The sequence below is a fragment of the Paenibacillus montanisoli genome, assembly GCF_003268025.1.
Classification (GTDB): Bacteria; Bacillota; Bacilli; order Paenibacillales; family Paenibacillaceae; genus Paenibacillus_Z; species Paenibacillus_Z montanisoli.
The window spans coordinates 445,601-469,684 of sequence record NZ_QLUW01000003.1; the positions used below are offsets into that span (position 1 = coordinate 445,601).

Here is a 24,084-nt window from a genome sequence, read left to right on the forward strand (position 1 = left end):
CCTTCCGGTTCCATTGCAGACCTGGTTCAGGCAGCATAAAAAACGCTGCCGCTTATGCGACAGCGCCGGGATTTCGGATTGGCGTCAGCCTTCGTTTGCCATGGCATCGAATAACAATTTCATCACGGTCGTCTTTGTGATTCTGCCGACCGCCTCGACTTTGGCCGGCCCTTCGGAAGATTGGAACGGTTGAACGACAGGCAAGCCGTCCACCTCGTGCATGATCATTTTGCGCATGGCATCGCTGACCGTGTCCTCCGGCGACACGGTCACGATGTTCGGATAGCGGGTCATGACCATGCCAAGCAGAATGTTCGAAGCCTGAGCGTTGCCCAAGGTCACCTTTAACAAATCCTTGCGGGACACAATGCCTTCAAGCGAGCCGTATGGATCCACGACGATTAGGCTGCCGACATTCTCGAGGAACAGCGTCACGACGGCATCGTTCACGGTAGCGGTTCCCCGAAGCGCGACCGGAATCCCCATCACTTCTTTCACCGGCCGCTGCACGATGTCGGAAATGCCGGATTTCTCCTTTAGCAGCCGGCTGCCGATAAAATAGCCGATTTTGGGTTTAGCGTCGATCACTCCGAGCATAACCAGCAGCGCCAGATCGGATCGGATGGAGGGACGGGTGACCCCAAGAATCTGCGCGATTTGCTCCCCGGTTATCGGAGCGCGTTTCCGGACTAATCCGATGATGTCTAATTGGCGGGCTGACAATTCGATGGCGGTTCCCTCCCCGCATGCGTAACTCTCTAATCCTTATTTTAACCGATCCGGTTAACTGATCACACTAATTCTGCTCGGTGGCGCTGTTCGATCGCAGCCTGGGCGGCGGCAATCCGGGCCATTGGCACCCGGTAGGGGGAGCAGCTGACGTAATCCAGTCCAATCTCGTGGCAAAATGCAATCGACGCCTTGTCTCCGCCATGTTCGCCGCATATCCCGGTTTTGAGCGACGGCTTCGCTGAACGTCCTGCCGTGACGGCCATTTCGATCAATTGGCCAACGCCTTCCGTATCCAGCGCCTGGAACGGATTATGCGCCAGAACCTTATGCTCCAAATAGTGCGTAAGAAATTTGCCTTCCGCATCGTCTCTGCTATAGCCGAGCGTCATCTGCGTCAAATCGTTCGTGCCGAACGAGAAGAAATCGGCGTGATTGGCGATCTGGCGTGCAGTCAGGGCGGCGCGGGGCACTTCGATCATCGTCCCTACCTTGTAGCCGCTAGCGCCTTTCCGGTCGGCACGAAGCACTTGTTCCGCGATCCGATCCACCAGCTCCCGCAATCTCATTAACTCCGAAGCGTGGCCTATAAGCGGAATCATAATTTCCGAATGAACGGATATACCTCTATCCATACAAGCGGAAGCCGCTTTGAAAATCGCTTCGATTTGCATCGCGTAAATTTCCGGATAGACGATTCCAAGCCGGCAGCCCCGCCATCCGAGCATCGGGTTGGACTCATGGAGCGTTTGAACTTTACGGATCATTTGCGCAAGCTGGATTTTTTCTTCTGTGCGAAATGCGTTCTCCAGCTTGCGCTGCAGTTCGTTTATTTTGGGAAGGAACTCGTGCAAAGGGGGATCAAGCAGCCGAATGGTAACAGGCAGTCCGTCCATCGCTTGAAAGATGCCTTCGAAATCGCTCTGCTGCATAGGCAGCAGCTCATCCAGAGCCGATTGGCGTTCGTCCTTCGCGTCCGCCATGATCATCCTTTGCATAGCCGCCAATCGGACGGGGGCAAAAAACATATGCTCCGTCCTGCAGAGGCCGATCCCTTCTGCGCCGAAGCTTCGCGCCGTCTCCGCGTCTTCCGGATTATCGGCATTTGCGTACACGCCAAGTTTGCGGATGTCATCCGCCCATTCGAGCATCTGAAGCAGCTCGGCCGTCACGGCTGCTTCCCGTAGAGGAACGGCGCCCTTTATAACTCTGCCGCTTGCCCCATCCAGCGTGATCCAGTCACCCTCCTCGATTACGTTTTCCCCCGCAATCATCCGCCGCGCTTCCAAATCGATATGCACGCCTTCACAGCCGCAAACGCACGGCTTACCCATTCCCCGCGCCACGACCGCCGCGTGACTGGTCATTCCGCCGCGGCTGGTAAGGACGCCTTCCGACGCCAATAATCCATGGATATCTTCCGGCGTCGTTTCCGGCCGGATCAAGATGACCTGCCTGCCCGAGCGTTTCCATTCGGCTGCGGAATCCGCATCGAATACCGCAACGCCGATCGCGGCGCCGGGGGATGCCGGCAGTCCGACAGCAAGCAAATCGAGCACCTTGCTCTCATCGATTCTCCTATGCAGCAGTTGATCGAGGTGGGAGGGCTCGATTCTTTGGAGCGCGTCCTCGCGGCTGATCAGCCCTTCCTTCACGAAATCGACAGCCAGCTTCAACGCGGCTTGGGCATTTCGCTTGCCGGTTCTCGTTTGGAGCACGAACAGCTTGCCGCTCTCAACCGTGAATTCGATATCCTGCATGTCCTTATAGTGCCGCTCCAATCGCTTGCACACTTGTGCCAGCTGTTCATAGATGACAGGCATCGCAAGTTTCAGTGCAGCGATGGAATGCGGCGTTCTGACGCCGGCCACCACGTCTTCGCCTTGCGCGTTCACCAGATACTCGCCGAAAAGCTCATTGTCTCCGGTTGACGGATTCCGGGTAAACACGACGCCGGTGCCGCAGTCATCGCCCTTATTGCCGAATACCATGCGCTGCACATTGACGGCTGTTCCTTGATCATGGGGGATATGGTGGATATTACGGTAAATTCGCGCTCTGTTGTTATTCCATGATTTAAACACGGCCTCCACGGCAAGCTTCAGCTGTTCGTGAACCTGCTGCGGGAAATCCCGGCCGGTCTTCAGCTTAATGCATGATTTGTAGGATGCGATCAGGTTCTTCCAGCCTTCGGCCGTCACGTCTTGATCCAGCTCGGCGCCGGCATTCTTCTTTAACCGGTGAAGCTGATGCTCGAAGTGATAAGACTCGATTCCGAGTACGACATTTCCGAACATCTGGATTAAACGCCGGTAACAATCGTACGCAAAGCGTTCATTTCCGGTTGATGCCGCCAAGCCTAGCACGGTATCGTCGTTCAGGCCCAAATTAAGAATGGTATCCATCATGCCCGGCATAGAGGTAACGGAGCCCGACCGGACCGACACGAGGAGGGGACTTTCGGAGTCGCCCAATTGTTGTCCGGTTTCCTCTTCAAGCTTATGAAGCGCGGATTGGATCTGCGCCAGAAGCTCGTCCTCAATACGGTTGCCCGAGCGAAAGAAAGCGCGGCAGGCTTCGGTTGTGATCGTGAATCCTTGCGGAACGGGCAGACCGGAGCGGGTCATCTCCGCCAGATTCGCGCCTTTGCCGCCGAGTAAAGCTTTCATCGACGCATTTCCTTCTGTCAATCCATAGACCATTTTCGGCTGCGTGGATTGCGGCTTTACGCCTTGCTTCTTGAGGGCGCATTGTTCTTTGCCGCACTCCGAATAAAATTTTCTCAGCCTGTTGGTCGGCAGCGTGTACATCACCTCGTTGCAATACTTACAAATGACCATGCCGAGTTCGTTCTTCGGCTCATTTTGACTCTTCATGTCCATCGTTTTCCCTCCATGTCATCGTTTAGTGATCTTCCTTCTCCGCAACCATGCTGACAATATCCGTTACGCGGCTGGCATAGGCCCACTCATTGTCGTACCAAGCGAGCACTTTCACCTGATCTTGCTGAGACATGATGCTAAGCCCGTCAATGACCGCGGATTTCTCGTTACCGATGTAGTCGGTGGAAACGAGCGGCAGCTCATTATAGTCGACATAAGCGCCCAGCCTCCCCGCGACGGCAAGTTTAAACGCCTTTTGCACTTCCTCAACTGTTGCGGGTTTATTGAGCCCTACCTGAAGATCAAGCAGCGACACATCCTGCGTCGGCACGCGCAAGGAGATTCCTTTCATATGGGGAGCGAGAGAGGGAAGGACTTTCGTAAGCGCCTTGCTGATTCCCGTAGAGGTCGGAATGATGGAGCTCGTGCAGGCGCGTGCGCGCCGCAGATCTTTGTGATTGTTATCCAGATGCTTCTGATCGCTGGTGAACGCATGCACCGTTGTCATCCAGCCGTATTTCACGCCAAAAGCCTGATCTAAGATAAAAAGGACAGGAGCGAGGCAATTGGTCGTGCAGGAGGCTGCGGAAAGCAGATGGTGCCGAATAGGATCGTAAAGATGTTCATTGACGCCTAATACGATGGTTAAATCCGCATCATCGCTAGGCGATGTGACCAGCACTTTTCTGGCTCCTGACGATAGATGTTTCTCCATGCCAGACCGATTCGCGAATTTACCGGTCGCATCAATGACGAGCTCGATGCCGTATTGCCCCCAAGGAATGCTGTCCGGATCCGGCAGCGAGACGACTGGAATCGGGTGGCCGTTCACAATCAACCGATCACCGTCAACTTGGATGTCGGCGTCCCATTTGCCGTGAATGGAATCGTACTGCAGCAAATGAGCCAATGTTTCTATGGAAGCCGTCGTATTAATGAGACCGATTTCCCACGCGCAAGCTTTGGCAAGTGCCTTACGCAAACATAACCTGCCGATGCGTCCTGTACCGCTTAGCCCGATTTTCAACTGCTCTGTCACCTTCTTTATATGTTATGTCTTTATTTATATGTATGACGCATATATGGTGTTACCGTGCATGTTAATCAATTATTATGAGTCATATATAGATAAGTAGAGTGGTTAATGAACAAATAAAAAGCCTTTTCCATCAGGGGAATAGGCTTTCAACTAATTTTGTAATGAAACTGTAATATTTCCTTCATATTCCTTTCATATTAACGCTCTATAATGAAAGACATGACCCCCCTTTATTATATATTTTCTCTTGTGCCTGCGGATCTTGCCGCAGGTCTCTTTGTTTTTCAGGGGAATTTTCGAGTAATGGATTTGTAAGAATTGTTACGGCAACGGTTGGATGGATTACTTGACCCCGATTGAGCTAGAGTTCCGCCGGCAAAACGCCGGGGAGAACGGCAACCTCGAGGGGTACTATTTCAAAGGCATCCTTGCCGGGGAAGAATGGGCGTACCGCAATCCGTTCGCGCCGGGCAGGCTGACGGACGACGAGATCGCCATCGCGACCTGCCTGGCCAAGATGGCCGATTACGCCGCCGGCGGACCGAGCTTCTACAGCTTGGCGGAAGCGTCGCAGGACCATTACCTCAGCATGCTGATCAACGAATCGCTGGCTGCGGGAGCGCCGGTGCGGAGCGAGACGCGGATTTGGGCGAAGTAGCATGGTGAGCAAGTGTGGGTGCTGGTGTCTCTAACGGACATGGATGGCCGTTAAAGACACGAAATCAACATTTTGAGTTTGTATTGGACATAAATGTCCGTTAGAGCTGAATTTGCGCGGAAAAATGCCGATTATCGAGTCTAACGGTCAATAATGTCCATTAGAAATGTAATAGTCCATAAAGCAAGCTCTAACGGACATTCATGACCGTTAGAATCCAACTCGCTAAGGCTGCCCCAACCGGGGCAGCCTTTTTCAGTTAAGCCGCTTCACCATGCGGCGGTAATCGCTGTCGCCGATGCGCAGCACGCCGTCCTCCTTGTAGCCGCCGGATTTGTAAAGCCGATAAGCTTTATCGTTATATGCCTCCACGATAAGCGTCGTGCGGTCAAAACCGAGCTCGGACGCGCGCCTTTCGGCCGCAGCCATGAGTCGCTTCGCCAGACCCTGCCCGCGAAATGGCTCCGCCACGGCCAGCGCATCCAAATAATACTCGCCATCCTGCGCCTCGCGGACGATCGACTTTGCCAGCTCCGGCCAGCGCTTGCTCAGCTGCACCCGGAATGGCTCGTCCAGCTCATTCGCGTCATCGCCGGAATAGGCGACGAGCATGCCCGCAAGCTCACCTTCCTGCTCGGCGACAAGCACGTGCTCGAAGCTGATCCGATTGCCCGGCTGCCGATAGAATTCGGACAGCCGCTCCGCGGCTTCGCGTTCATTCGAGGCGCCCGTTAGCATGTAAGCGATGGAGCCTATCGCTTCCATGAGCAGAGGAATGACGGCCGGCGAGTCGTCTCTAGTTGCAGAACGGATCAACATTCGGTTGTTCCTCCTATATCCAATCTTTTGTGAGCGATCGCCGTGCCGCCTGCGTCCGACTCAGTTGCAGCCCCGTACCCTTTTCAAGGGTTGCTTGATTGCCAGCCTGCCGTTATTATTTATCATTGCTTGAACAATTGCAGGGAACACTGTCCAATAGAGGGTCCAGGAGGGGCAAAAATCATATGAACAAACTGAATACGCTCGGCTCCCGGTTTATTATGCTGTTCTGCGCAATTACGGTCCCGCTGCTGCTCATACTGTTTTTTGTCGGGAATTATGCGAAAAGCGTCGTCTTAACCCAAGTGGCCAATTCGTATCAGCATCTGGTCAACGCTAACCTGAACGTGATCGACAGAAGTCTGGATGACATTACGACCAACATGGTGGACATCGTCAATCACAGCGATGACTTCCAGCGGTTCGGCCAGCCGGGGTTGTCGGATTCCGATTATTATTTCGCGCAAATGGAATTGATTCACCGGAGCACGACTTACCAGTCATACTACCATACGGTAGATATGTTCTTCATCTATTCCAAGCCGGCGGCTTCGCTTTATTCAACGAACCTGGTCGGCGCAGCTTCCGGCTACTACGAACCGGTGCGGGCTTGGATCGAGAAATCGTTCCAGCATCCGGAAAAGCTTAAGCAGTTCCTGTACAAATGGTCCATCATCAAAATCAAAGACCAATACTTCCTTTACCGGCTTGTCAGCGACGATTTAACGAATAACGCCTATATCGGCGCCATCATCAACGTCAACAGCCTGAAGTCGCCGCTCGGCAAGCTGGATGTGCGGGGCGGAGCCGGCATTCTCATCCTCGGCGACGACGGCAGGGTCCTGTCGAATCCGTCGGCTCCGCTTACCACGTCGGCGCAGCTCCCGGCGGATAAGCTCAAACAAAGCGGCTCCTTTACGGTGACGGAAGGAAAGGCGAAGCTGTTAGCGGTCAACAAGCATTCCGCGACGGCCGGCATCAGCTTCGCGGTCGTCATCCCGAACTCGGAGCTGCTGTGGGGGCTGAGCCGGTTTCAAGCCGTCATCAATCTTCTCCCGCTGATCGTGTTCGCGATTCTGGTGCTGTACTTATTTATTTTCCGAAACATCATATTCAATCCTATCCTCCGCTTGCTCGGAGCGATCCGGCGCATCAAGGAAGGCGATATGAGCACCCGATTGCCGAATTCGCAAATTATGGAGTTCGCGATCATCAACCATACGTTCAACAACATGGTGGAAGAGATCACCGACTTGAAGATCGACGTGTACGAGGAAAACCTGCGAGCGCAGCAGGCGGAGTTGAAGCATTTGCAGACGCAAATCAATCCCCATTTTTTCCTCAATACGCTCAATATTATTTTTCAGCTGGCCGATCTGAAGCGTACGGAATTGGTCAAAAAAACGGTGCGGCATATGGTCCATTATTTCCGTTTCAGCCTGCGGACGAAGCAGGATACCGTTACGCTTGCGCAGGAGCTCGAGCACATACGGAACTACTTGGAGATCCAGAAGATGCGTTTCCAGGACTCGTTTACCTTTGAAATCCGCATGCCGGATGAGCTGCGCGAGGCGAAGCTGCCTGCCTTGCTTGTACAGCCTTTCGTGGAGAACGCGATGATTCATGGCATGAGCGTGAAAAAAGCGCCGTTTATTCTTCAGCTGTCGGCGCGCCGCCTGGATGAGGCGAGCATGGCGGTCGAGATCGAAGATAACGGCAAAGGAATGTCGGCCGAGAAGATGGCGGAACTAAACAACGGCAGCTATGCGCCGGATTCGGAGGACAATCATATCGGCATCTGGAACGTGAGGAAACGGATGACAATGCAATACGGCGATAAAGCGGAGCTTCACTTCTATCCGAATGAGCCGAGCGGCGTCCGGATTCGGCTGCGGCTGCCGATCGAATACGTGTAAATGGGAGTGACGGATGCGGTGAACCGTTGTGAAATGCTAATAGTCGACGATGAGAAGTTCGCCGTCGAAGGGATTATGAATGGAAACGACTGGGCGGCGCTGGGCATCGAAGCCGTCTATGGCGCAGGCAGTGCGGATGAGGCGCGGGCGGTCATGCTGGAGAGGCCCATCGACATCCTCATCTGCGACATTGAAATGCCGGATGAGGACGGGCTGTCGCTGGCAAAATGGGTAAAGGAGCACTATCCGAATACGGAGTTTCTGTTCCTGACCTGCCACAGTGAATTCGCGTATGCCAAACAGGCGATCCACCTCGGGAGCTTCGATTATTTACTGAAGCCCGCCGACAGCGGGGAGTTGGCGCAGGTGGTTACCCGCATGATGGCGACCATCCGCGAGCGGAGAGAACAGTCGGACAGTCAAGAAAAGTATCAAAAATATTACGCGCTTTACAGCAAGCAGCTGCCTCTTGTCGTTGAGCACTTCTGGCAGGACGTGCTGTCGCGGCGCATTCTGTCCTTCGGCGATTTTCTGGACCGTGCGCTTCGGGATGCCCAGCTGGAGCTGACCTCCAGCGATTGCGTCCAGCCGATCCTCATCAGCATCGAGGAATGGAAGAAGCCGTTGCAGGAGCGGGACCAAGAAGCACTGGAATATGCGGTGAAGAAAGCGGCGGAGGAAATACTGCTCGAAGGCCGCCCTGGCCATATGGTGACGGACAAGAACGGCGTCTTGTTCGTGCTGGCGTATGGGCCTCAAGGCGAAGAGCGCGATTGCGAACGATGGCTGCGGGCCGCGTCCGCTTTCAAAGATGCGTGCCTGAAGTACTTCTACTGCCAAGTCTCGTGCTATATCGGCTATTTCGCTCTCCTGCAGGAGCTGCCCGAGCAATGCGACGGCTTGAAGAAAATGGAGCGCAGCAATGTGACCAAGCCGCATTCGGTGCTGCTGTATGACAAGGCAATAACGCCGCCGCCGTCATCGTCTGTATCCGAACACGTAAGCATGAGCAAAGAGGAGTGGTTGAGCGTCATCTCAAGCGGCAATCGCGATAAGGTCATCGAGTTGATCGGCGCCCATGTCGCGCGGCTGGAAGAGCATTCGAACGGCAATCCGAGGCAGCTTGAGACGTATTTGCACCAGTTTCTGCAGGTCATTTATCACTTTCTGTACGCCCGCGGCATTGAAGTCAGCCAAATTCCGAATTTCTCGATGTGGTCCACGGCCCAAATCCGCACGCTCGCCCAATTCAAATACTGGGCCGTCAACTTGGCGTCCGCCGTAATGGATACGGTGTTTCACGAGGAGGAATCGGAAGGGGTCGTTCAGAAGTCGATCCAATTCATGAAAGAGAACGTCGAGGAGGATATATCCCGCGAGGATGTAGCCGCTTATGTGCATCTCAATCCGGCTTATCTCTCCAGGCTCTTCAAGAAGGAGACCGGCCGCAACCTGATCGATTATCTGATCGAAACGAAGGTCAACCGCGCGAAGCTGCTGCTCGATACGACCGACATGACCGTCAGCGCGATCGCCCAGCAGGTTGGATACTCCAACTTCTCGCATTTCACGCGGACGTTCAAGAAGCATACCGGCGTAAATCCGCAAGAATACCGGAAGCATAGCAGTTAACCATCATTGCCTCATGCTGCCGCGCATAAGCTAACGGTTGCCACGCCCGCTATTTAGCCTCAAATGGCCATTAAAAAATTCTAACGGTTCTCAGGAACGCTATTTGGCGATTCGGACAGCGAATTTTACCGATTTGAACCAATAGCCCCTCTGGCAACCGTTAGATGTTAAGATAGGTTATTTTAGTGCCAATAAGCACTGGAGCATCCGTTAGAATATGCAGGCGCTCTCTCATGCTGCCGCGCGCACGCTAACCATATTGAGGTCGACAAGCCCGCCTTTTATAACGATGGCGGGATTCACTACAATTTGAGCATGGCCGAACCCGGCCATGTTTTTTTGTGATGTCACAAAACGACTATCGCGGGGTGACAAAATCGGTAGGGCTGTCCACGGAATGGAAGTATGATAAACACTATAAAACAATGCAACAACAAAAGCAGGACGGTGGAAAGCATGCAAATGGATCAGCCGATTACGGCGTCAAGCGGGAAGGTTAGGACGAAATCGGCCCATCCTTTCCGTAAGTTAATGAAATACCATGCGCTTTGGATATTGGCATTGCCCGGTATCCTGCTGCTGCTCGTTAACAATTATTTGCCGATGTTCGGCATTTTTTTGGCCTTTAAAAGCTTGAACTTTTCCAAGGGCATTTGGGGAAGCGAATGGGTCGGCTTCGATAACTTCAAGTTTCTCTTCATGACCAATGACATTTGGCGCATTATCGCCAATACGGTCCTGTACAACTTGGTTTTCATCGTGATCAATACAGCCCTTTCGGTGCTGCTCGCGCTTCTGCTTAACGAAGTGAAGAACAAGCTGTTCTCGAAGTTCATCCAGAGCTCGATGCTGCTGCCTCACTTCATCTCGATGGTTGTCGTGGCTTATCTGGTGTTCGGGTTCTTGAATCCGGATCTCGGCTTTATAAACAAATCGATCCTTGAGCCATCGGGTCATGAGGCGGTGTCCTGGTATATGTCGCCGACGTACTGGCCGTATATTCTGATCATCGTCAACAGCTGGAAGTCGGTCGGCTTCGGTTCGATCATCTACCTGGCGACGATCATCGGCATCGACAAAGAATATTACGAGGCGGCGATGATTGACGGGGCCGGGAAGTGGAAACAAATGACGAAGATAACCGTTCCGTTTCTGATTCCGATCATGATCATTTTGACGCTGCTGTCGATCGGCCGCATTTTCAACGCGGATTTCGGTCTATTCTACCAGGTGACTATGAACTCCGGCATGCTGAAGGACGTCACCGAGGTTATCGACACGTACGTCTATAACGCGCTTCTTGTTTCGGGCGATACGGATTTGGCTTCATCGGCGGGTCTGCTGCAGTCGGTCATCGGATTTATTTTGGTGGTGTCGGTGAACCTGCTCGTGAAGCGGATCAGCAGCGACAAAGCTTTATTCTAAGGTGGGAGAGCATGAAAACCAGCAATCGGACGAATCCGTTCATTATTTTATTCTTTATTCTGTTCAGTGCGGCGAGCCTGCTGCCGTTCTGGCTCATCCTTATGGTATCGCTGACGGGCCAAAACGCGCTTGTCAAATTCGGTTACAGCTTCTGGCCGAAGGAGTTCGACTTGGCCGCCTACCGCTTCCTCTGGCATGACGCGGAGCCGATTCTTCGGGCTTACGGGGTTTCGATCTTCGTCACGGTGATCGGTACGGTTGTCAGCCTGTTCGTCACCTCGGCGCTGGCTTATACATTATCGCGCAATGATTTCCCGTTCCGCGGGGCGCTGAGCTTCTACGTGCTGTTCACGATGCTCTTCGGCGGCGGTTTGCTGCCTTGGTATCTCGTGTATACGAAATTTCTGCACCTGAATGATTCGCTGCTGGCGCTCATCATTCCCGGTTTGCTCGGCGGCTTCAACGTCTTCATCATGCGGACGTACTTCACGACCAGCATTCCGCCGTCGCTAGTGGATTCCGCGCAAATCGACGGCGCGAGCGAGTACCGGACGTACTTCAGCATCGTGCTGCCGCTATCGCTTCCGGTGCTGGCGACAATCGGTTTGTTCGTGATCGTGGCCTATTGGAACGACTGGTTCACGAGCCTCGTGTTCATCAGCAACGACAAGCTGTACAACCTGCAGTACTTCCTCTACAACACGCTGATGAATGCGCAGTATCTGCAAGCGATCGCGAGCAAAGCGCATATCGATTCGGCCTCGGACCGGATCTTGCCGATGGAACAGCTGCAAATGGCGATGGCGATGATCGCGGTGCTGCCGGTGGCGATGGTCTTCCCGTTCTTGCAGAAGTATTTTGTCAAAGGATTGACGGTAGGTGCAGTAAAAGGCTGAGTCCGGCTTAGGCCGGTTTAGTTGATAGAAATGATAAAGGGCATCCATTATGGGAGGGTTAAGAACATGAAACGTGTCAAAAAAGGAACGCTTGCTCTGTCTTCGCTGCTGCTTTCGCTCTCGCTCGTAGCGGCGGGCTGCTCCGGCGGCAACGGGAACGAAGCAAAGAACAACCAGCCTGCCAATGATGCGCAGGCAAGCACGAATGGCGAGAAAGCACTCGAGCCGTATGAGGTTGTTATGGTTTATCCGGACGGCAAGCAGAATGACCTCGGCGTCGTGCAGGATGCCATGAACGACTATTTGAAAACGACTTATCCCGCGCTTAACATGACGGTGAAATTGAACCCGATCGATTGGAGCGCGTACAGCGATAAAACAAATCTCATGATGTCGTCGGGTCAGAAATTCGACCTGATCTGGACGGCGAACTGGATGAACTTCGACGCTCAGGTAAACAAAGGCGGCCTGCTGCCTTTAGACGACCTGCTCTCGCAGTATGGTCCTGACATCGAAGCGGTCGAAGGCAAGTTTCACGACGGCGCGCGCCGCAGCGGCAAAATCTACGGCGTCCACGTCCACCAAGAGCTTGGCAACCCGCAAGGCATTGCGATCAGCAAATCGCTGGTCGACAAATACAAGCTGGATCTGAGCGGGCTGAAGTCCGGCGAATTCAAAGACCTTGAGCCGATCTTGAAGACGATCAAAGATAATGAGCCTTCCATCACGCCAGCCGTGGGTCCGGCATTCCCGCTCGGCGCGTACTACGGTTCGGGCAGCACGGCGAACATCGTCGGTCCAGTCGGCCTTGACCTGAGAGACACGGATCCGAACAACACTTACAAAGTCGTCAACACTTATGAAACACCGCGCTATATGGAGCTTGCGAAGCTGACGCGCGAATGGTTCAAAGCCGGCTATATCAATAAAGACGCAACTACGCCTGGCGTAGACATTTGGAAGAAGTTCCAAGCAGGTACCGCGTTCGCAGCCATCGGCAGCGACTTGGATATTCTGGCCGGCACTGAGATCGGCGCAGCGCAGCTGATGCCTAGCAAAACAAGCAGCGTCGGCAGCGACGTGATTCAAGTGCCGCTGAACATCGACCGTCTGCAAACGACGAAGCTTGCCGCAACGATGCAGGGGATTTCCCAAACGTCGGAGGACCCGGAGCGCGCCATGATGCTGCTTAACCTGTTCTACCGTGATGCGAAGCTGCTGACGCTGTTCAACTTCGGCGTTGACGGTACGCACTATGTCCTGAAGGACGGCCAAATCGCGCTGCCTGATGGCAAGACCCAAGAGTCGGTCGGCTTCTACCACGACATCATGTGGCAAATCGGTAACCAGATGCTGAACTACACCCGCGTAGGCGAAGATCCGAACAAATACAAGAACTATGAGGAATTCAACAAGAAGGTTGCAAGCAACCCGTCCCCGATCCTTGGCTTTGTCTTTGACTCCGAGCCGGTCAAGAACGAGCTGATCGCCGTTAGCAAGGTACAAAGCACGTTCGATCCGGGCCTTCAGTCCGGCCAGCTTGATCCTGAGGTTGAAGTGCCGAAGATGATCGAGAAATTGAAAGGCGCAGGCATCGACAAAATCGTCGCGGAAGCGCAAAAACAGCTGGACGCTTGGCGTGCGGCGAACGGGAAATAAAGCGAGATAGCAAAGTACAGCAAAGTACAGCAAAGTACAGCAAGGGGGTATAATCCATGCGATTATACCCCTGTTATTTGAGTAATAACCGGTATACGCCGGTTATAATTAACAGGATGGTGCGCACTTATGATTAAAGTAACCATATGGAATGAATTTTTGCATGAAATCAATAATCCGATTGTCGCCTCCATTTATCCGGAAGGCATTCACGGCGCGATTGCCGCAGGTTTGAATTGCGATCAAATCAGCGTGAGAACGGCGACGCTGGCGGAGCCGGAGCACGGCTTGAGCGAAGAAACGCTGAACGATACCGATGTTTTGATCTGGTGGGGCCATCTGGCGCATGATCTGGTGGACGATGAGATCGTGGAGCGCGTATACAATCGGGTATTGGCGGGCATGGGGCTGATTGTGCTGCATTCCGGCCACGCGTCGAAGATCTTTAGAAAGCTGCTTGGAACGCCGACGGAACAACTGAAATGGCGCGAAGCCGACGAAAAAGAGCGGATCTGGGTCATTGACCCCTCGCACCCGATCGCTGCGGGCATCGGCGAGTATATCGAGCTGGAGAAGGAAGAGATGTACGGCGAGCATTTCCACATTCCGGCGCCGGATCAGCTTGTATTCGTCTCTTGGTTCGAAGGAGGGGAAGTGTTCCGCAGCGGCGTGACGTACAGCCGCGGGCAAGGAAAAGTTTTCTACTTCCGCCCAGGCCATGAATCGTATCCGACTTACTACAATCAAGAGATTTTGCGCGTCATCGCGAACGGCGTCCGCTGGGCGGCTCCAAGCGCGACGACCGCGCCGTCGTACGGACACTCGGAGCCGCTGGAGCGGATTTTGGTGAAGTCTTAAACATAGAGGGGAGCGGAGAAGATGGGCAAGTTTCGCATTGGGTTAATCGGATTAGGCGGCATGGCAGGCGCGCATGTTCGCTGGATGGCTGAACTGGGCGACCGCTTCGAGATTGTGGCCGTCAGCGATGTCAGCGCGGAAGCGCTAGCTAGAGCCGGTGAGCAGCTCGGCATCATCGAGGACAAGCGGTACGCCGATTTCGAGAAGCTGGTCGCGGATCCGGACGTCGACGCCGTCGTGTCGGTGACGCCGAATCATGTCCATGCGGCCATTATCCGCGCATGTCTGGCGGCACGCAAGCCATTCATGGCGGAGAAGCCCTTTACGCGCGTATTCGAGGAAGCGGGACCGCTGCTTGATCAGTATGAGCAGCAGCCGGTGCCCGCGATGATCGGCTTCACGTACCGCTATACGCCGGCATTCCGCTATGCGCGCGAGCTCGTGCTGCAAGGAAAGATCGGAACGGTGCGCAGCTTCTCCGTTCAGTATTTGCAAGGCTGGGGCGCGGCGCAATACATGGTGCCATTTGTATGGCGCTTCGATAAGAACATTACCGGCACGGGCACGCTTGGCGATCTTGGATCGCATATGATCGACCTGGCGCGGTTTTTGTTCGGCGAATTCGAGGAGCTGTCCGCGCAGCTCAAGACGATCATTCCGGAGCGTCCGGATGCGGCGACGGGACGGATGGTTCCGATCGAGGTCGACGATTTCGCCAGCTTCCAATCGCGCATGACGGGCGACGTCATGGGCATCTTCCAGACGTCGCGCAATGCCATCGGCTCGGGCAACCAGCACGAGGTGTCCATCTACGGCGACTTTGGGACGCTTCATGCTTCAACGGAGAATCCGGATAAGCTGATCTGGATTCGCGAGGAGGAGCCGGGACAGCTGTCGCGCTCGACGCTCGACGTGCCAAGCTCGTGCAAGACGACGCAGTACGCCGACTTCCTGGCAATGCTGGAAGGCAAGGAGCCGGACGGCTTGCCGGGCTTTATGGACGGCTATCGGAACCAGCAGGTGCTGGACGCGATTATTCGCGCGAGCGAGACGAAGACGGTTGTGCAGTTGTAATGGTTACGGCTATCTTGTTGGGACTGCCCCGGAATGGGGCAGTCTTTTTTGTTGAGCAAGCGGGTGCGAGGGGGCTAACGAACCGTATAGCGATTATTTGCGCGATTTCGGCACTTTGTTAACGCTTCAGCGACGTTATTTCGGCTGGTTTAGGAGGTTTTGGGGCATTTTACCTAAATAACGCTTTTGGAGTTCGTTAGAGCCTCGAATCGGGGCTTTTTGCTCAAATAAGCGCTATTGAGTTCGTTAAGCGGAAGAATGGCTAGGAGACCGGTGTACTCCGAAAATTAATATCCACTCACTTGGTGAATCGTTTCAAAATAATGCTTTTAATGCCGTGGAGAATTTGTTATTTTAGGTAAGGAAGCGCATTCACACTACAGATAATCAGATTGGATGGGATGAAGTGAGAGTAAGTGCAGAAGAGTTAGCGTCGGGCAAACTGAAGCCGGAGACCATTAAACTGGCTGTCCAGCTTATTCAGGTTAACGGCTATGTCTTGATCGAGGAAGTGCTGCCACGCACGCAAGTGGACCAACTGAACCGCAGAATCGGCGATTACCTGGAAGGCTTTATGGCCAAGCATCAATTCAGCCTTGAAGAGGGCTTCCATAACGGAACGAATCATATCGGCATGTATCTGCCCTTTGAAAAGCCGTTTTGCGATGAATCGATTATCGCGCATCCGTTCGTAACGGATATCGTGGAGCAAATTTTGGGCGATGATTGCCTGCTTACCTATTTCGCATCGAATACATCGATGCCGAAGGGCACGACGTCGCAGCATGTCCATGCGGACATGGGCGCCAGATTCGGAGACCGCTGCAACGCCAACCTCCCGATTACGCATCTGGTGGTCAACTACCCGCTTGTCGATGTGACGGAGGAGAACGGCCCGATGGAAGTGTGGCCGGGCGGCACCCATTTGCATCCCGACCGCTACTACAACACGAAGACCGTGGATAAGTCCGTGCTGGCCGAGCATATGCTTTCGTTCAAAGCGCTCATGCCGGCGGGATCGATCATGATCCGCGACGACCGCATGTGGCACCGCGGCACGCCGAACCGTTCGGATCAGCCTAGACCGAACATCGCGCTTATTTATACTTCCGCTCCTAATGCACCGCAGCAAGGCGGCATCCAGATTCCGCAGGAAACGTACGACGGCTTGTCTGACAAGGCGAAGAGCCTGCTCCGCAAAGAGAAGATCGGTTTCCCGGTTATCGAGCCATATTAATAGGATGGAACAGCACCTGGCCGCATGGTCGGGTGCTTTCTGTTTTGTCTGCTGCGGGCAGAATGTTCGCTATAGACAAAGCATAAGTACGAAGATAGGGAGGCGAGACGATGAAGGAGCACGGGAGCGGGAAGGAAGAGGCATTGGCGGCTAAGCGCACCGTCGGTGCAGCAATCTCAATCGAACGGCTGGACTTGAGCCGAACCGATATAGCGGATCTGGTAATCGAGAGCGAAAGCGAAGGATATCGCCATATCAGACGGCTGTTGGACGATTACGCGAACGGAAGGAACCGTTTCGCGGAAGCCGGAGAAGCGCTGTATGCAGCGGTTTTGCACAACCGGATTATCGGCGTATGCGGACTCAACCGCGACCCTTATCGCCCTGGCGTCAGATCCGGCCGCGTGCGCCGGCTCTACGTTCGCCAAGCCTATCGGCGCTTTGGAGCCGGACGCAAATTGATGGACGCGGTGATCGAAGAAGCGAAGAAACACTATACGTCTCTATTGCTCCGGACAACGAACCCCGAGGCAGACTGCTTCTACCGGTCACTTGGCTTCACCGTTCTTCGGGACAATGAACATGCAACCCACATGCTTGAAATCTCTCCATAACGTATTGAATGCTATATCCAAAACCAGCCAATGTTTGGGTGAAACTTTGGATTGGCGCAAGCAATAGCGGACAGCATGCACCCTCTTCCGAAAATCGGAAAAGAGAGTATATTGTTAACAATATTTTTATTGCAAGCGCTATCAGTATGATTTATACTGAGTCCAAGATTGACATGAAACGTTTCGTTAAGAGGATGTGCACGACGTGATTACCATTAAAGACCTGGCTAAAGCAACGGGATTGTCCGTGACGACCGTATCCAGAGCGCTTAACGGATACAGCGACGTTAATGAAGACACGCGCAAGAAGATTAAGAAAGCCGCAGAGGAATTGAATTACCGTCCCAGCGCCGCTGCCAGAAGTCTTGTGATGAAGAAATCGAGAACAATCGGCGTCATCATATCGGACATTAACCGGGAAGGCATCAAGGATGCGCTCGCGTATGAGATTCTATGCGGCATCAACGACCGGTCGACGATGCTCGACTACGATATTTTGCTTTTTAGCACAAGCTCAAAGAAGCAGCAGAAGAAATCGTATTCGGACCTGTGCAAGGAGCGTGGCGTAGACGGAGCGGTTATTTTCGGCCTCCGGGTTAACGACCCGTATCTGGAAGAAATCATATGCAAAGCCGATTTCCCATGCGTGCTCATCGATATTCCGGTCGAGAGCAAGAACGCGGGCCATGTCACGACGGACAATGTATACGGGGCGATGCTTGCGGTCAATCATCTGCTGAAGCTTGGTCACCGCAAGATCGCAATGATCAATGGGCACAACGAAGCGGCGGTGAGCATCAAGCGGCTGGAGGGTTATAAGCAGGCACTGGAGCAGGCCGGCATTCCGTTCGACACGGATCTCGTCTTCGACGGAGGATTCTCCGAGGAAGGCGGCTGTGAAGCGATGTACCGGATATTGTTGAACCATCCCGACGTAACGGCCGTATTCTCGGCCAGTGACTTGATGGTACTCGGCGCGCTAAGGGCGATGGAGAAATTAAACCGCCGCGTTCCGCAAACGCTATCAATAGTAGGCTACGACGATATCCCGGTCGCCGCTTACTGCTCGCCGAAGCTGACGACGGTCCGTCAGGACAAGTACGAAATGGGCTACCGGTCCGCCCAACTGGTCATCGATATGATCGAAAACCGCCAAGTAGACCGCAGAATCATTTTGCAAAATGAATTAATTATACGGGAAAGCACGAAAGCGATTCCTTAGACGACAAAAGCATAGGAGAAGCAGGAGTGCTTTTTTTTTGAATAATATTTCCAACACGTTTTGATTCCACCCCGGAGGTGAACGACGAGGATGAATACGAAGAAGAAATGGTGGACCAGGTCCAGACTCGAAGCGCTCGACGGCTATGTGTTCATGACGCCGGCCATTCTCGGTTTGCTGTTCTTTATGCTTGGCCCGATCGGAGCGTCGGCCTACTTCAGCTTTACCGAGTACGACATCTTGAGCACCCCGAAATGGGTCGGTCTCGACAATTACATCAATTTGTTCCAAGATTCGCTGTTTTGGCAGTCGCTGAAAGTGACGATGATTTACTCGGTCGTCAGCGTGCCGCTCGGTTTGACCGTATCCTTGGCGCTTGCGCTCTTGCTGAACAAGAATATCAGAGGAATCTTTGTATTCCGGACGATCTTCTATTTGCCGGCCGTCATGTCCGGCGTTGCGGTCGCTTTGCTTTGGAAATGGATTTTCAACCCGGATTTCGGTTTGATCAACTGGGCGATCAGCCTGCTCGGCTTTGAAGGGCCGAAGTGGTTCATCGACGAGGAATGGGCGCTCCCGCCAATCATCATTATGAGCTTGTGGGGCGTTGGAGGAAGCATGCTGGTGTATCTTGCGGGTCTGCAGGGCATCCCGACGGACCTGTACGAAGCGGCCGAAATCGACGGCGCGAACAAGCGCAAGCAGTTCCGCAACATTACGCTTCCGATGCTGTCGCCGGTTATTTTCTTTAACTTGATTACGGGGATCATCGGCGCGCTGCAAGTGTTTACGGAAGGCTTCATTATGACGCAAGGCGGCCCGAACAACGCGACGCTGTTCAGCGTTCTGTACTTGTACCGCAACGCGTTCTCGTACTTGCAGATGGGCTATGCGTCCGCGCTTGCATGGGTGCTCTTCCTGATTATTCTCGCCTTTACGCTCATTATCTTTAAATCGTCGCCGATGTGGGTCTTCTATGAAGGGAACAGGAGGTCTGGAAAATAAGATGAACACAAATGCCGTTACGCAAACAAGAAACGCGCCGGTACGCGCCGGTCTTTCGAGGAGCCAATCCGAGCGGCTGTCGACATGGTTCAGCTACTTGCTCCTGGTCCTCGGTTCCATCGTCATCCTCGTTCCGTTCGCTTGGATGCTTTCGACCTCGCTGAAACTGAAAGCGGATGTGTATATCTTCCCGCCGCAATGGATTCCGAAGCCGATGCAATGGCATAACTACGTGGAAGCTTTCACGACGTTCCCGTTCGGCTTATATACGTACAACTCGATCATAATCGTCGTGTTCGTCTTGATCGGAACGCTGTTCTCATGCTCCTTCTCCGCATACGGCTTCTCGCGGCTGAATGCGCCGGGACGCAATTTCATCTTCATGGTGCTGCTCGCGACGATGATGCTGCCAAGCGCCGTCACCATGGTGCCGATTTACCTGTTCTTCAACAAGCTGGGCTGGGTGGATACGTTCCTTCCGCTGATCATTCCCGCTTGGTTTGGAAGCGCCTTCTTCATCTTCATGATGCGGCAGTTTTTCATGGGCATTCCGTACGAGCTGGAGGATTCGGCGCGGATCGACGGCTGTTCGACGTACGGCATCTGGGCTCGGATCATGGTTCCGCTCAGTAAGCCGGTGCTCGTCACCGTAGCCGTGTTCACGTTCATGGGCACGTGGAATGATTTTATGGGACCGCTGATTTACTTGACGGATGAGAATAAACGTACGCTTGCTCTTGGCCTTTCCTACTTCCAGGGCTCCGCAAGGTCTGCGCCAGACCTGCATTTGCTGATGGCCGCATCCTTGTATGCTATAGCTCCATGCGTGATTCTTTACTTCCTTTGCCAGAAAATTTTTGTCAAAGGCATGGTCTTCACAGGCGTTAAAGGGTAGTCAAAACACAGAAAAGAGGGATCAGTATGTTTCGCAAACGCAAGCTAGCTTCGGTTCTGGTGGTCGTCTTGGCGCTGTCGTCGGTCTTGTACGGCTGCGGCGGCAACAGCGGGAACGGCGGCTCGGGCAGCAAGGATGAAAAGGTAACGCTTAACTTCATCCGCTGGTCGAACGGCCCTGCGCTGGACGAAGAAGAGAAAGACAAAGTCAAACGCTTCAACGATACGCATCCTAACATTCAAGTGAAAATGACGCTGCTGCCATGGGACGAAACGTTCAAAAAGATCGAGATGTCGCTCGCGTCGAATTCGCCCGTCGACCTGTTCTACTGGGACGTACCGGCTTATGCCTGGTACAAAAAAGGACTCATGAAAAATCTTCAGCCTTACTTCGACCGCGACCTGAAAATGGCGGACTACGACGAGAAGCTGTTCGAGCCGTTCAAATTCGACGGAAGCAACATGTACGTCGCGCCTGAAAACTATCAAACGCTTGTCCTGTACTATAACAAAGACATGTTCGATAAAGCCGGCGTCGCTTATCCGAGCGAGAACTGGAACTGGGACGATTACCTTGACGCGGCGAAGAAGCTGACGATCAAGGATGGCGACAAGACGGTTCAATTCGGCACGACGATGTCCCTCGGCGCTTGGTGGGGCTGGATGGCGCTTAGCCAAGAACAAGGCGGGGCGCTTGCGCCGAACATTCACGATCCGGAGAAGCTGTCGTTCAACACGCCGGAGACAAAGAACGCCCTGCAATACTTGCAGGATCTGATTTACAAGCACCATGTTGCGCCGGATGCGGCGCAAGCCAGCGCGCTCGGCGGCGACTTCCTGACCGGCAAAATCGCGATGTATGTCGGCGGCGACTGGGATCTTGGCTCGCTTAAAGAGAAGAAGGATTTGAACTGGGGCATTGCGACGATGCCGAAGTGGGGGGACCAGCGCGTCGTTCCATACTGGATGGGCGGCTATGCGATGACGGAGAAAACGAAGCATCCGGACCAAGCGTGGGAGTTCATCAAGTGGACGATGACGGAAAACCAAGAAACGCTGGCGAAGCAGCAATCGTGGATTCCGGTCAACAAAACCGCGCTGTCGAAGGTGGAAACGCCGGCTTGGGCGCCAGAAGGCTACCAGGACTCGCGCTTCGACTGGATGAAGTACGGCATCATCGGCGACATCTACCACCTCAGATGGCGTGAGGCGCAAGATAAGGCGATCTCGCCGATCGTTGACCAAATTTTCGCTAACAAAATTACGGTCGACGACGCATTGAAGCAAATGGACGACCAAGTAAACGAAATTATTTCGAAGAAATAAGCAAGAGGAGGCTGCGCTTTCGAGTAGAATTTCTACTTAGAGTCGCGGCCTTCTTTATGTTAAAAGGACACAAATAGGAGCGTGAACGGGTTGCATAGAATTGGCCCTATAATTGAGGGAACGGATTTTGCTGTGATTGTCGACGGAACTCGCGTTGACGCCCAAACGGAAGGCATGCTGCTTGAAGGAACGGAAGAGCGGTCCGGTACGGAAGGAACGCGGCATATCGTCGCTTTGTACCGCTATGCTCCGCTGCAATTGGCGATCGAAAGCCATGTCACCTATTATGAAGGCGAGCAGGTAGTCCGTCGCTGGGTATCTGTGCGCAACGAAAGTACTGCAGCCGTAACGGTCGAGCGAATTGACTCGTTCGTGCTGGAGCTTCCGGCGGACGAATGGACGCTCCTGCATTATAAGAGCGAATGGGGAGCGGAGTTCGAACCGGTTCGGCAGCCGCTTGCGGGCGAGGATGTCGTCCTGGAAACCCGCAAAGGGCGCTCCTCGAAGGATATGCATCCTTGGATGAGCGTCATCGGAAGCGGCGGCGATGTGCTGACCGTTTCGCCGATGTGGTCCGGGAACTGGATTTTGCGCTGCGAGAGCGGGGCTGCCGGCTCGTATGCTGTAAGCGGGGGCTTGAACGATTGGGAATTTTTTAAGCGGCTGCAGCCGGGACAAGCCATGGAAGGGATCCATGTGGCGATGGCTGCGGGAAGCGGCGGTGATTTGAACAGCACATCCGTGCCGCTCGCCCGCGTCGGCCGCAAGTATTGGTACGCGCAGAACAGCTTCTCCCGCTCGCTGCCGGCTGAATGGAACCATTGGTGGAGCTACGAGGATAAGACGATCAACGAAGAGGCGTTTCGCGCTAACGCCGCGGAAGCCGCGAAGCTCGGCATTGAAATCTGCACGCTGGATGCAGGCTGGTTCGGACCTTCGGACGCCGCGACGGAATGGTATGAGTACCGGGGCGACTGGGAAATGGTCAACACGGCCCGTTTTCCAAGCGGCATCCGTGCGCTGTCGGATGACGTGCACGGTCTGGGCATGAAGTTCGGAATATGGTGCGAAATCGAGGCTGTTGGCAAATCCGCCAAGGTATCGCAGCGCTATCCGTCGTTTCCGGCACGCAGGGACGGGGAGCCGCTCGGCTATCTCTGCTTCGGCAACCCGGAAGTTCAAGAATGGGCGTTCGGCATGCTGGACGGGCTCATTACCGGTTACAACTGTCAGTGGATCAAGCTGGATTTCAACCTGGATCCTCAGGCCGGCTGCAACAGCACGGATCACGGCCATGGCGCGGGCGACGGCTTGTATGAGCACTATAACGGCTATTACCGCGTGCTTGACCGCGTTCGCGCCAAGCATCCGGAGGTTATCCTGGAGAACTGCTCCTCCGGCGGGCTTCGGATTGATCTCGGCATGCTGCAGCATACCCATACGACCTTCCTGAGTGACCCGGATTGGCCGGAGCACAGCCTGCAGGTGTTCTGGGGCGCGACGACGATGCTGGCGCCGGAGGTGTGCTTGCACTGGAGCTACTCGGAGTTTCTATGGGACTACGAGAAGCAGAAGTTTAACCCGCTTTCGCCAGACCTTAAGCCATATCAGTTCGATTATTATACCCGCATCGCCATGATGCGAGGTTTCGGCATTTCGCAGAAGCTCCCGCAAATGCCGGAATGGATGCGCGCGCGGCTGGCCCATCATATCGGCCTGTACCGGGACAAGGTGAAGCCATTCGTCCGCTCGGGCGATCTGTTCCGTTTGACCGCGCAGCCAGTCCGGGGCGGACTTGGCGACTGCTGGTCGGCGTTCCAGTACAGCATGCATGCAAGCGACGAGCACCTGGTGTTCGTATTCCGGCTGCCGGGCAGTGAAGAAGAGCGAACCATTAGGCTGCTGGAGCTTGATGCGGAAGCGACATATCGGGTGTCGGAGATGGCCGGTGCTGATCGGGATGCCGGGGATTCAAAACAGTTCGCGCCTATTTTGCGCACGGGGGCGCAGCTTCTTGCGGAAGGGATCTTCTTCAACGGCCTTGCGGTCGAGGAGTCGGTAATCCTGAACGTAGTGAAAATATAATGCTGACGCAGAAGAAATAAACATATATTCCCTTATTTGGCGCATCTGCTTTATTCTCGCTGCCAAGCTTTGGTATAATAGCAGGAATCACTAAAATGCCAAGGTGCGAAGGGA

The 24,084-nt window shown here is 54.0% G+C and carries 19 protein-coding genes; 15 read left to right on the forward strand and 4 right to left on the reverse strand.

Annotated elements, in window-relative coordinates:
* Positions 1-84 precede the first annotated feature (84 nt).
* The 3 genes from DL346_RS17920 to gap form a co-directional block, all read right to left on the reverse strand.
* On the reverse strand, positions 85-723 hold the full coding sequence (locus DL346_RS17920; RefSeq protein ID WP_338066316.1) for a helix-turn-helix transcriptional regulator: 639 nt from the start codon (positions 721-723) through the stop codon (positions 85-87).
* A 68-nt stretch (positions 724-791) separates the two neighbouring features.
* Positions 792-3,431, reverse strand: a complete 2,640-nt coding sequence (ppdK, locus tag DL346_RS17925) for a pyruvate, phosphate dikinase (protein WP_420849580.1) — start codon at positions 3,429-3,431, stop codon at positions 792-794.
* Between the two features lie 202 nt (positions 3,432-3,633).
* Complete coding sequence (gene gap, locus DL346_RS17930) at positions 3,634-4,638, reverse strand: type I glyceraldehyde-3-phosphate dehydrogenase (protein WP_112883518.1); 1,005 nt, start codon at positions 4,636-4,638, stop codon at positions 3,634-3,636.
* Between the two features lie 358 nt (positions 4,639-4,996).
* Between gap and DL346_RS17935 the strand changes: the two genes are divergently transcribed.
* Positions 4,997-5,308 carry a hypothetical protein gene (locus DL346_RS17935; protein ID WP_112883519.1) on the forward strand — a complete coding sequence of 104 codons (312 nt, stop codon included), beginning with the start codon at positions 4,997-4,999 and terminating at the stop codon, positions 5,306-5,308.
* Between the two features lie 255 nt (positions 5,309-5,563).
* On the opposite strand, the gene DL346_RS17940 is transcribed toward DL346_RS17935, so the two are convergent.
* Positions 5,564-6,127, reverse strand: a complete 564-nt coding sequence (locus DL346_RS17940; RefSeq protein ID WP_112883520.1) for a GNAT family N-acetyltransferase — start codon at positions 6,125-6,127, stop codon at positions 5,564-5,566.
* A gap of 185 nt (positions 6,128-6,312) precedes the next feature.
* On the opposite strand from DL346_RS17940, the gene DL346_RS17945 reads away from it, so the two are divergent.
* From DL346_RS17945 to DL346_RS18010, 14 genes are all read left to right on the forward strand, one after another.
* Positions 6,313-8,043, forward strand: coding sequence for a sensor histidine kinase (locus DL346_RS17945; RefSeq protein WP_112883521.1), 1,731 nt, complete (start codon positions 6,313-6,315; stop codon positions 8,041-8,043).
* An 18-nt stretch (positions 8,044-8,061) separates the two neighbouring features.
* Positions 8,062-9,675, forward strand: a complete 1,614-nt coding sequence (locus DL346_RS17950; RefSeq protein ID WP_240633271.1) for a response regulator transcription factor — start codon at positions 8,062-8,064, stop codon at positions 9,673-9,675.
* Between the two features lie 462 nt (positions 9,676-10,137).
* Positions 10,138-11,100: an ABC transporter permease gene (locus DL346_RS17955; RefSeq protein ID WP_112884038.1), complete on the forward strand. Its 963-nt coding sequence runs from the start codon at positions 10,138-10,140 to the stop codon at positions 11,098-11,100.
* Between the two features lie 11 nt (positions 11,101-11,111).
* The gene (locus tag DL346_RS17960) at positions 11,112-11,996 is read left to right on the forward strand and encodes a carbohydrate ABC transporter permease (protein WP_112883523.1); all 885 of its coding nucleotides are present in this window, start codon (positions 11,112-11,114) and stop codon (positions 11,994-11,996) included.
* 66 nt (positions 11,997-12,062) lie between these two features.
* The gene (locus DL346_RS17965; protein WP_112883524.1) at positions 12,063-13,655 is read left to right on the forward strand and encodes an ABC transporter substrate-binding protein; all 1,593 of its coding nucleotides are present in this window, start codon (positions 12,063-12,065) and stop codon (positions 13,653-13,655) included.
* 129 nt (positions 13,656-13,784) lie between these two features.
* Complete coding sequence (locus DL346_RS17970; RefSeq protein WP_112883525.1) at positions 13,785-14,513, forward strand: ThuA domain-containing protein; 729 nt, start codon at positions 13,785-13,787, stop codon at positions 14,511-14,513.
* A gap of 21 nt (positions 14,514-14,534) precedes the next feature.
* Positions 14,535-15,587: a Gfo/Idh/MocA family protein gene (locus DL346_RS17975; protein ID WP_112883526.1), complete on the forward strand. Its 1,053-nt coding sequence runs from the start codon at positions 14,535-14,537 to the stop codon at positions 15,585-15,587.
* Positions 15,588-15,993: 406 nt separating this feature from the next.
* The gene (locus DL346_RS17980) at positions 15,994-16,824 is read left to right on the forward strand and encodes a phytanoyl-CoA dioxygenase family protein (RefSeq protein ID WP_165822565.1); all 831 of its coding nucleotides are present in this window, start codon (positions 15,994-15,996) and stop codon (positions 16,822-16,824) included.
* 110 nt (positions 16,825-16,934) lie between these two features.
* Positions 16,935-17,438: a GNAT family N-acetyltransferase gene (locus DL346_RS17985; protein WP_112883528.1), complete on the forward strand. Its 504-nt coding sequence runs from the start codon at positions 16,935-16,937 to the stop codon at positions 17,436-17,438.
* A 205-nt stretch (positions 17,439-17,643) separates the two neighbouring features.
* Positions 17,644-18,660: a LacI family DNA-binding transcriptional regulator gene (locus tag DL346_RS17990; RefSeq protein WP_112883529.1), complete on the forward strand. Its 1,017-nt coding sequence runs from the start codon at positions 17,644-17,646 to the stop codon at positions 18,658-18,660.
* A gap of 90 nt (positions 18,661-18,750) precedes the next feature.
* Positions 18,751-19,665 (forward strand): carbohydrate ABC transporter permease, encoded by a 915-nt coding sequence (locus tag DL346_RS17995; RefSeq protein ID WP_112883530.1) that lies wholly within the window; start codon positions 18,751-18,753, stop codon positions 19,663-19,665.
* 1 nt (position 19,666) lies between these two features.
* Positions 19,667-20,560, forward strand: coding sequence for a carbohydrate ABC transporter permease (locus DL346_RS18000; protein ID WP_112883531.1), 894 nt, complete (start codon positions 19,667-19,669; stop codon positions 20,558-20,560).
* 26 nt (positions 20,561-20,586) lie between these two features.
* The gene (locus tag DL346_RS18005; protein ID WP_112883532.1) at positions 20,587-21,885 is read left to right on the forward strand and encodes an ABC transporter substrate-binding protein; all 1,299 of its coding nucleotides are present in this window, start codon (positions 20,587-20,589) and stop codon (positions 21,883-21,885) included.
* Between the two features lie 90 nt (positions 21,886-21,975).
* Positions 21,976-23,970 carry an alpha-galactosidase gene (locus DL346_RS18010; protein WP_112883533.1) on the forward strand — a complete coding sequence of 665 codons (1,995 nt, stop codon included), beginning with the start codon at positions 21,976-21,978 and terminating at the stop codon, positions 23,968-23,970.
* The last annotated feature ends 114 nt before the right edge of the window (positions 23,971-24,084 follow it).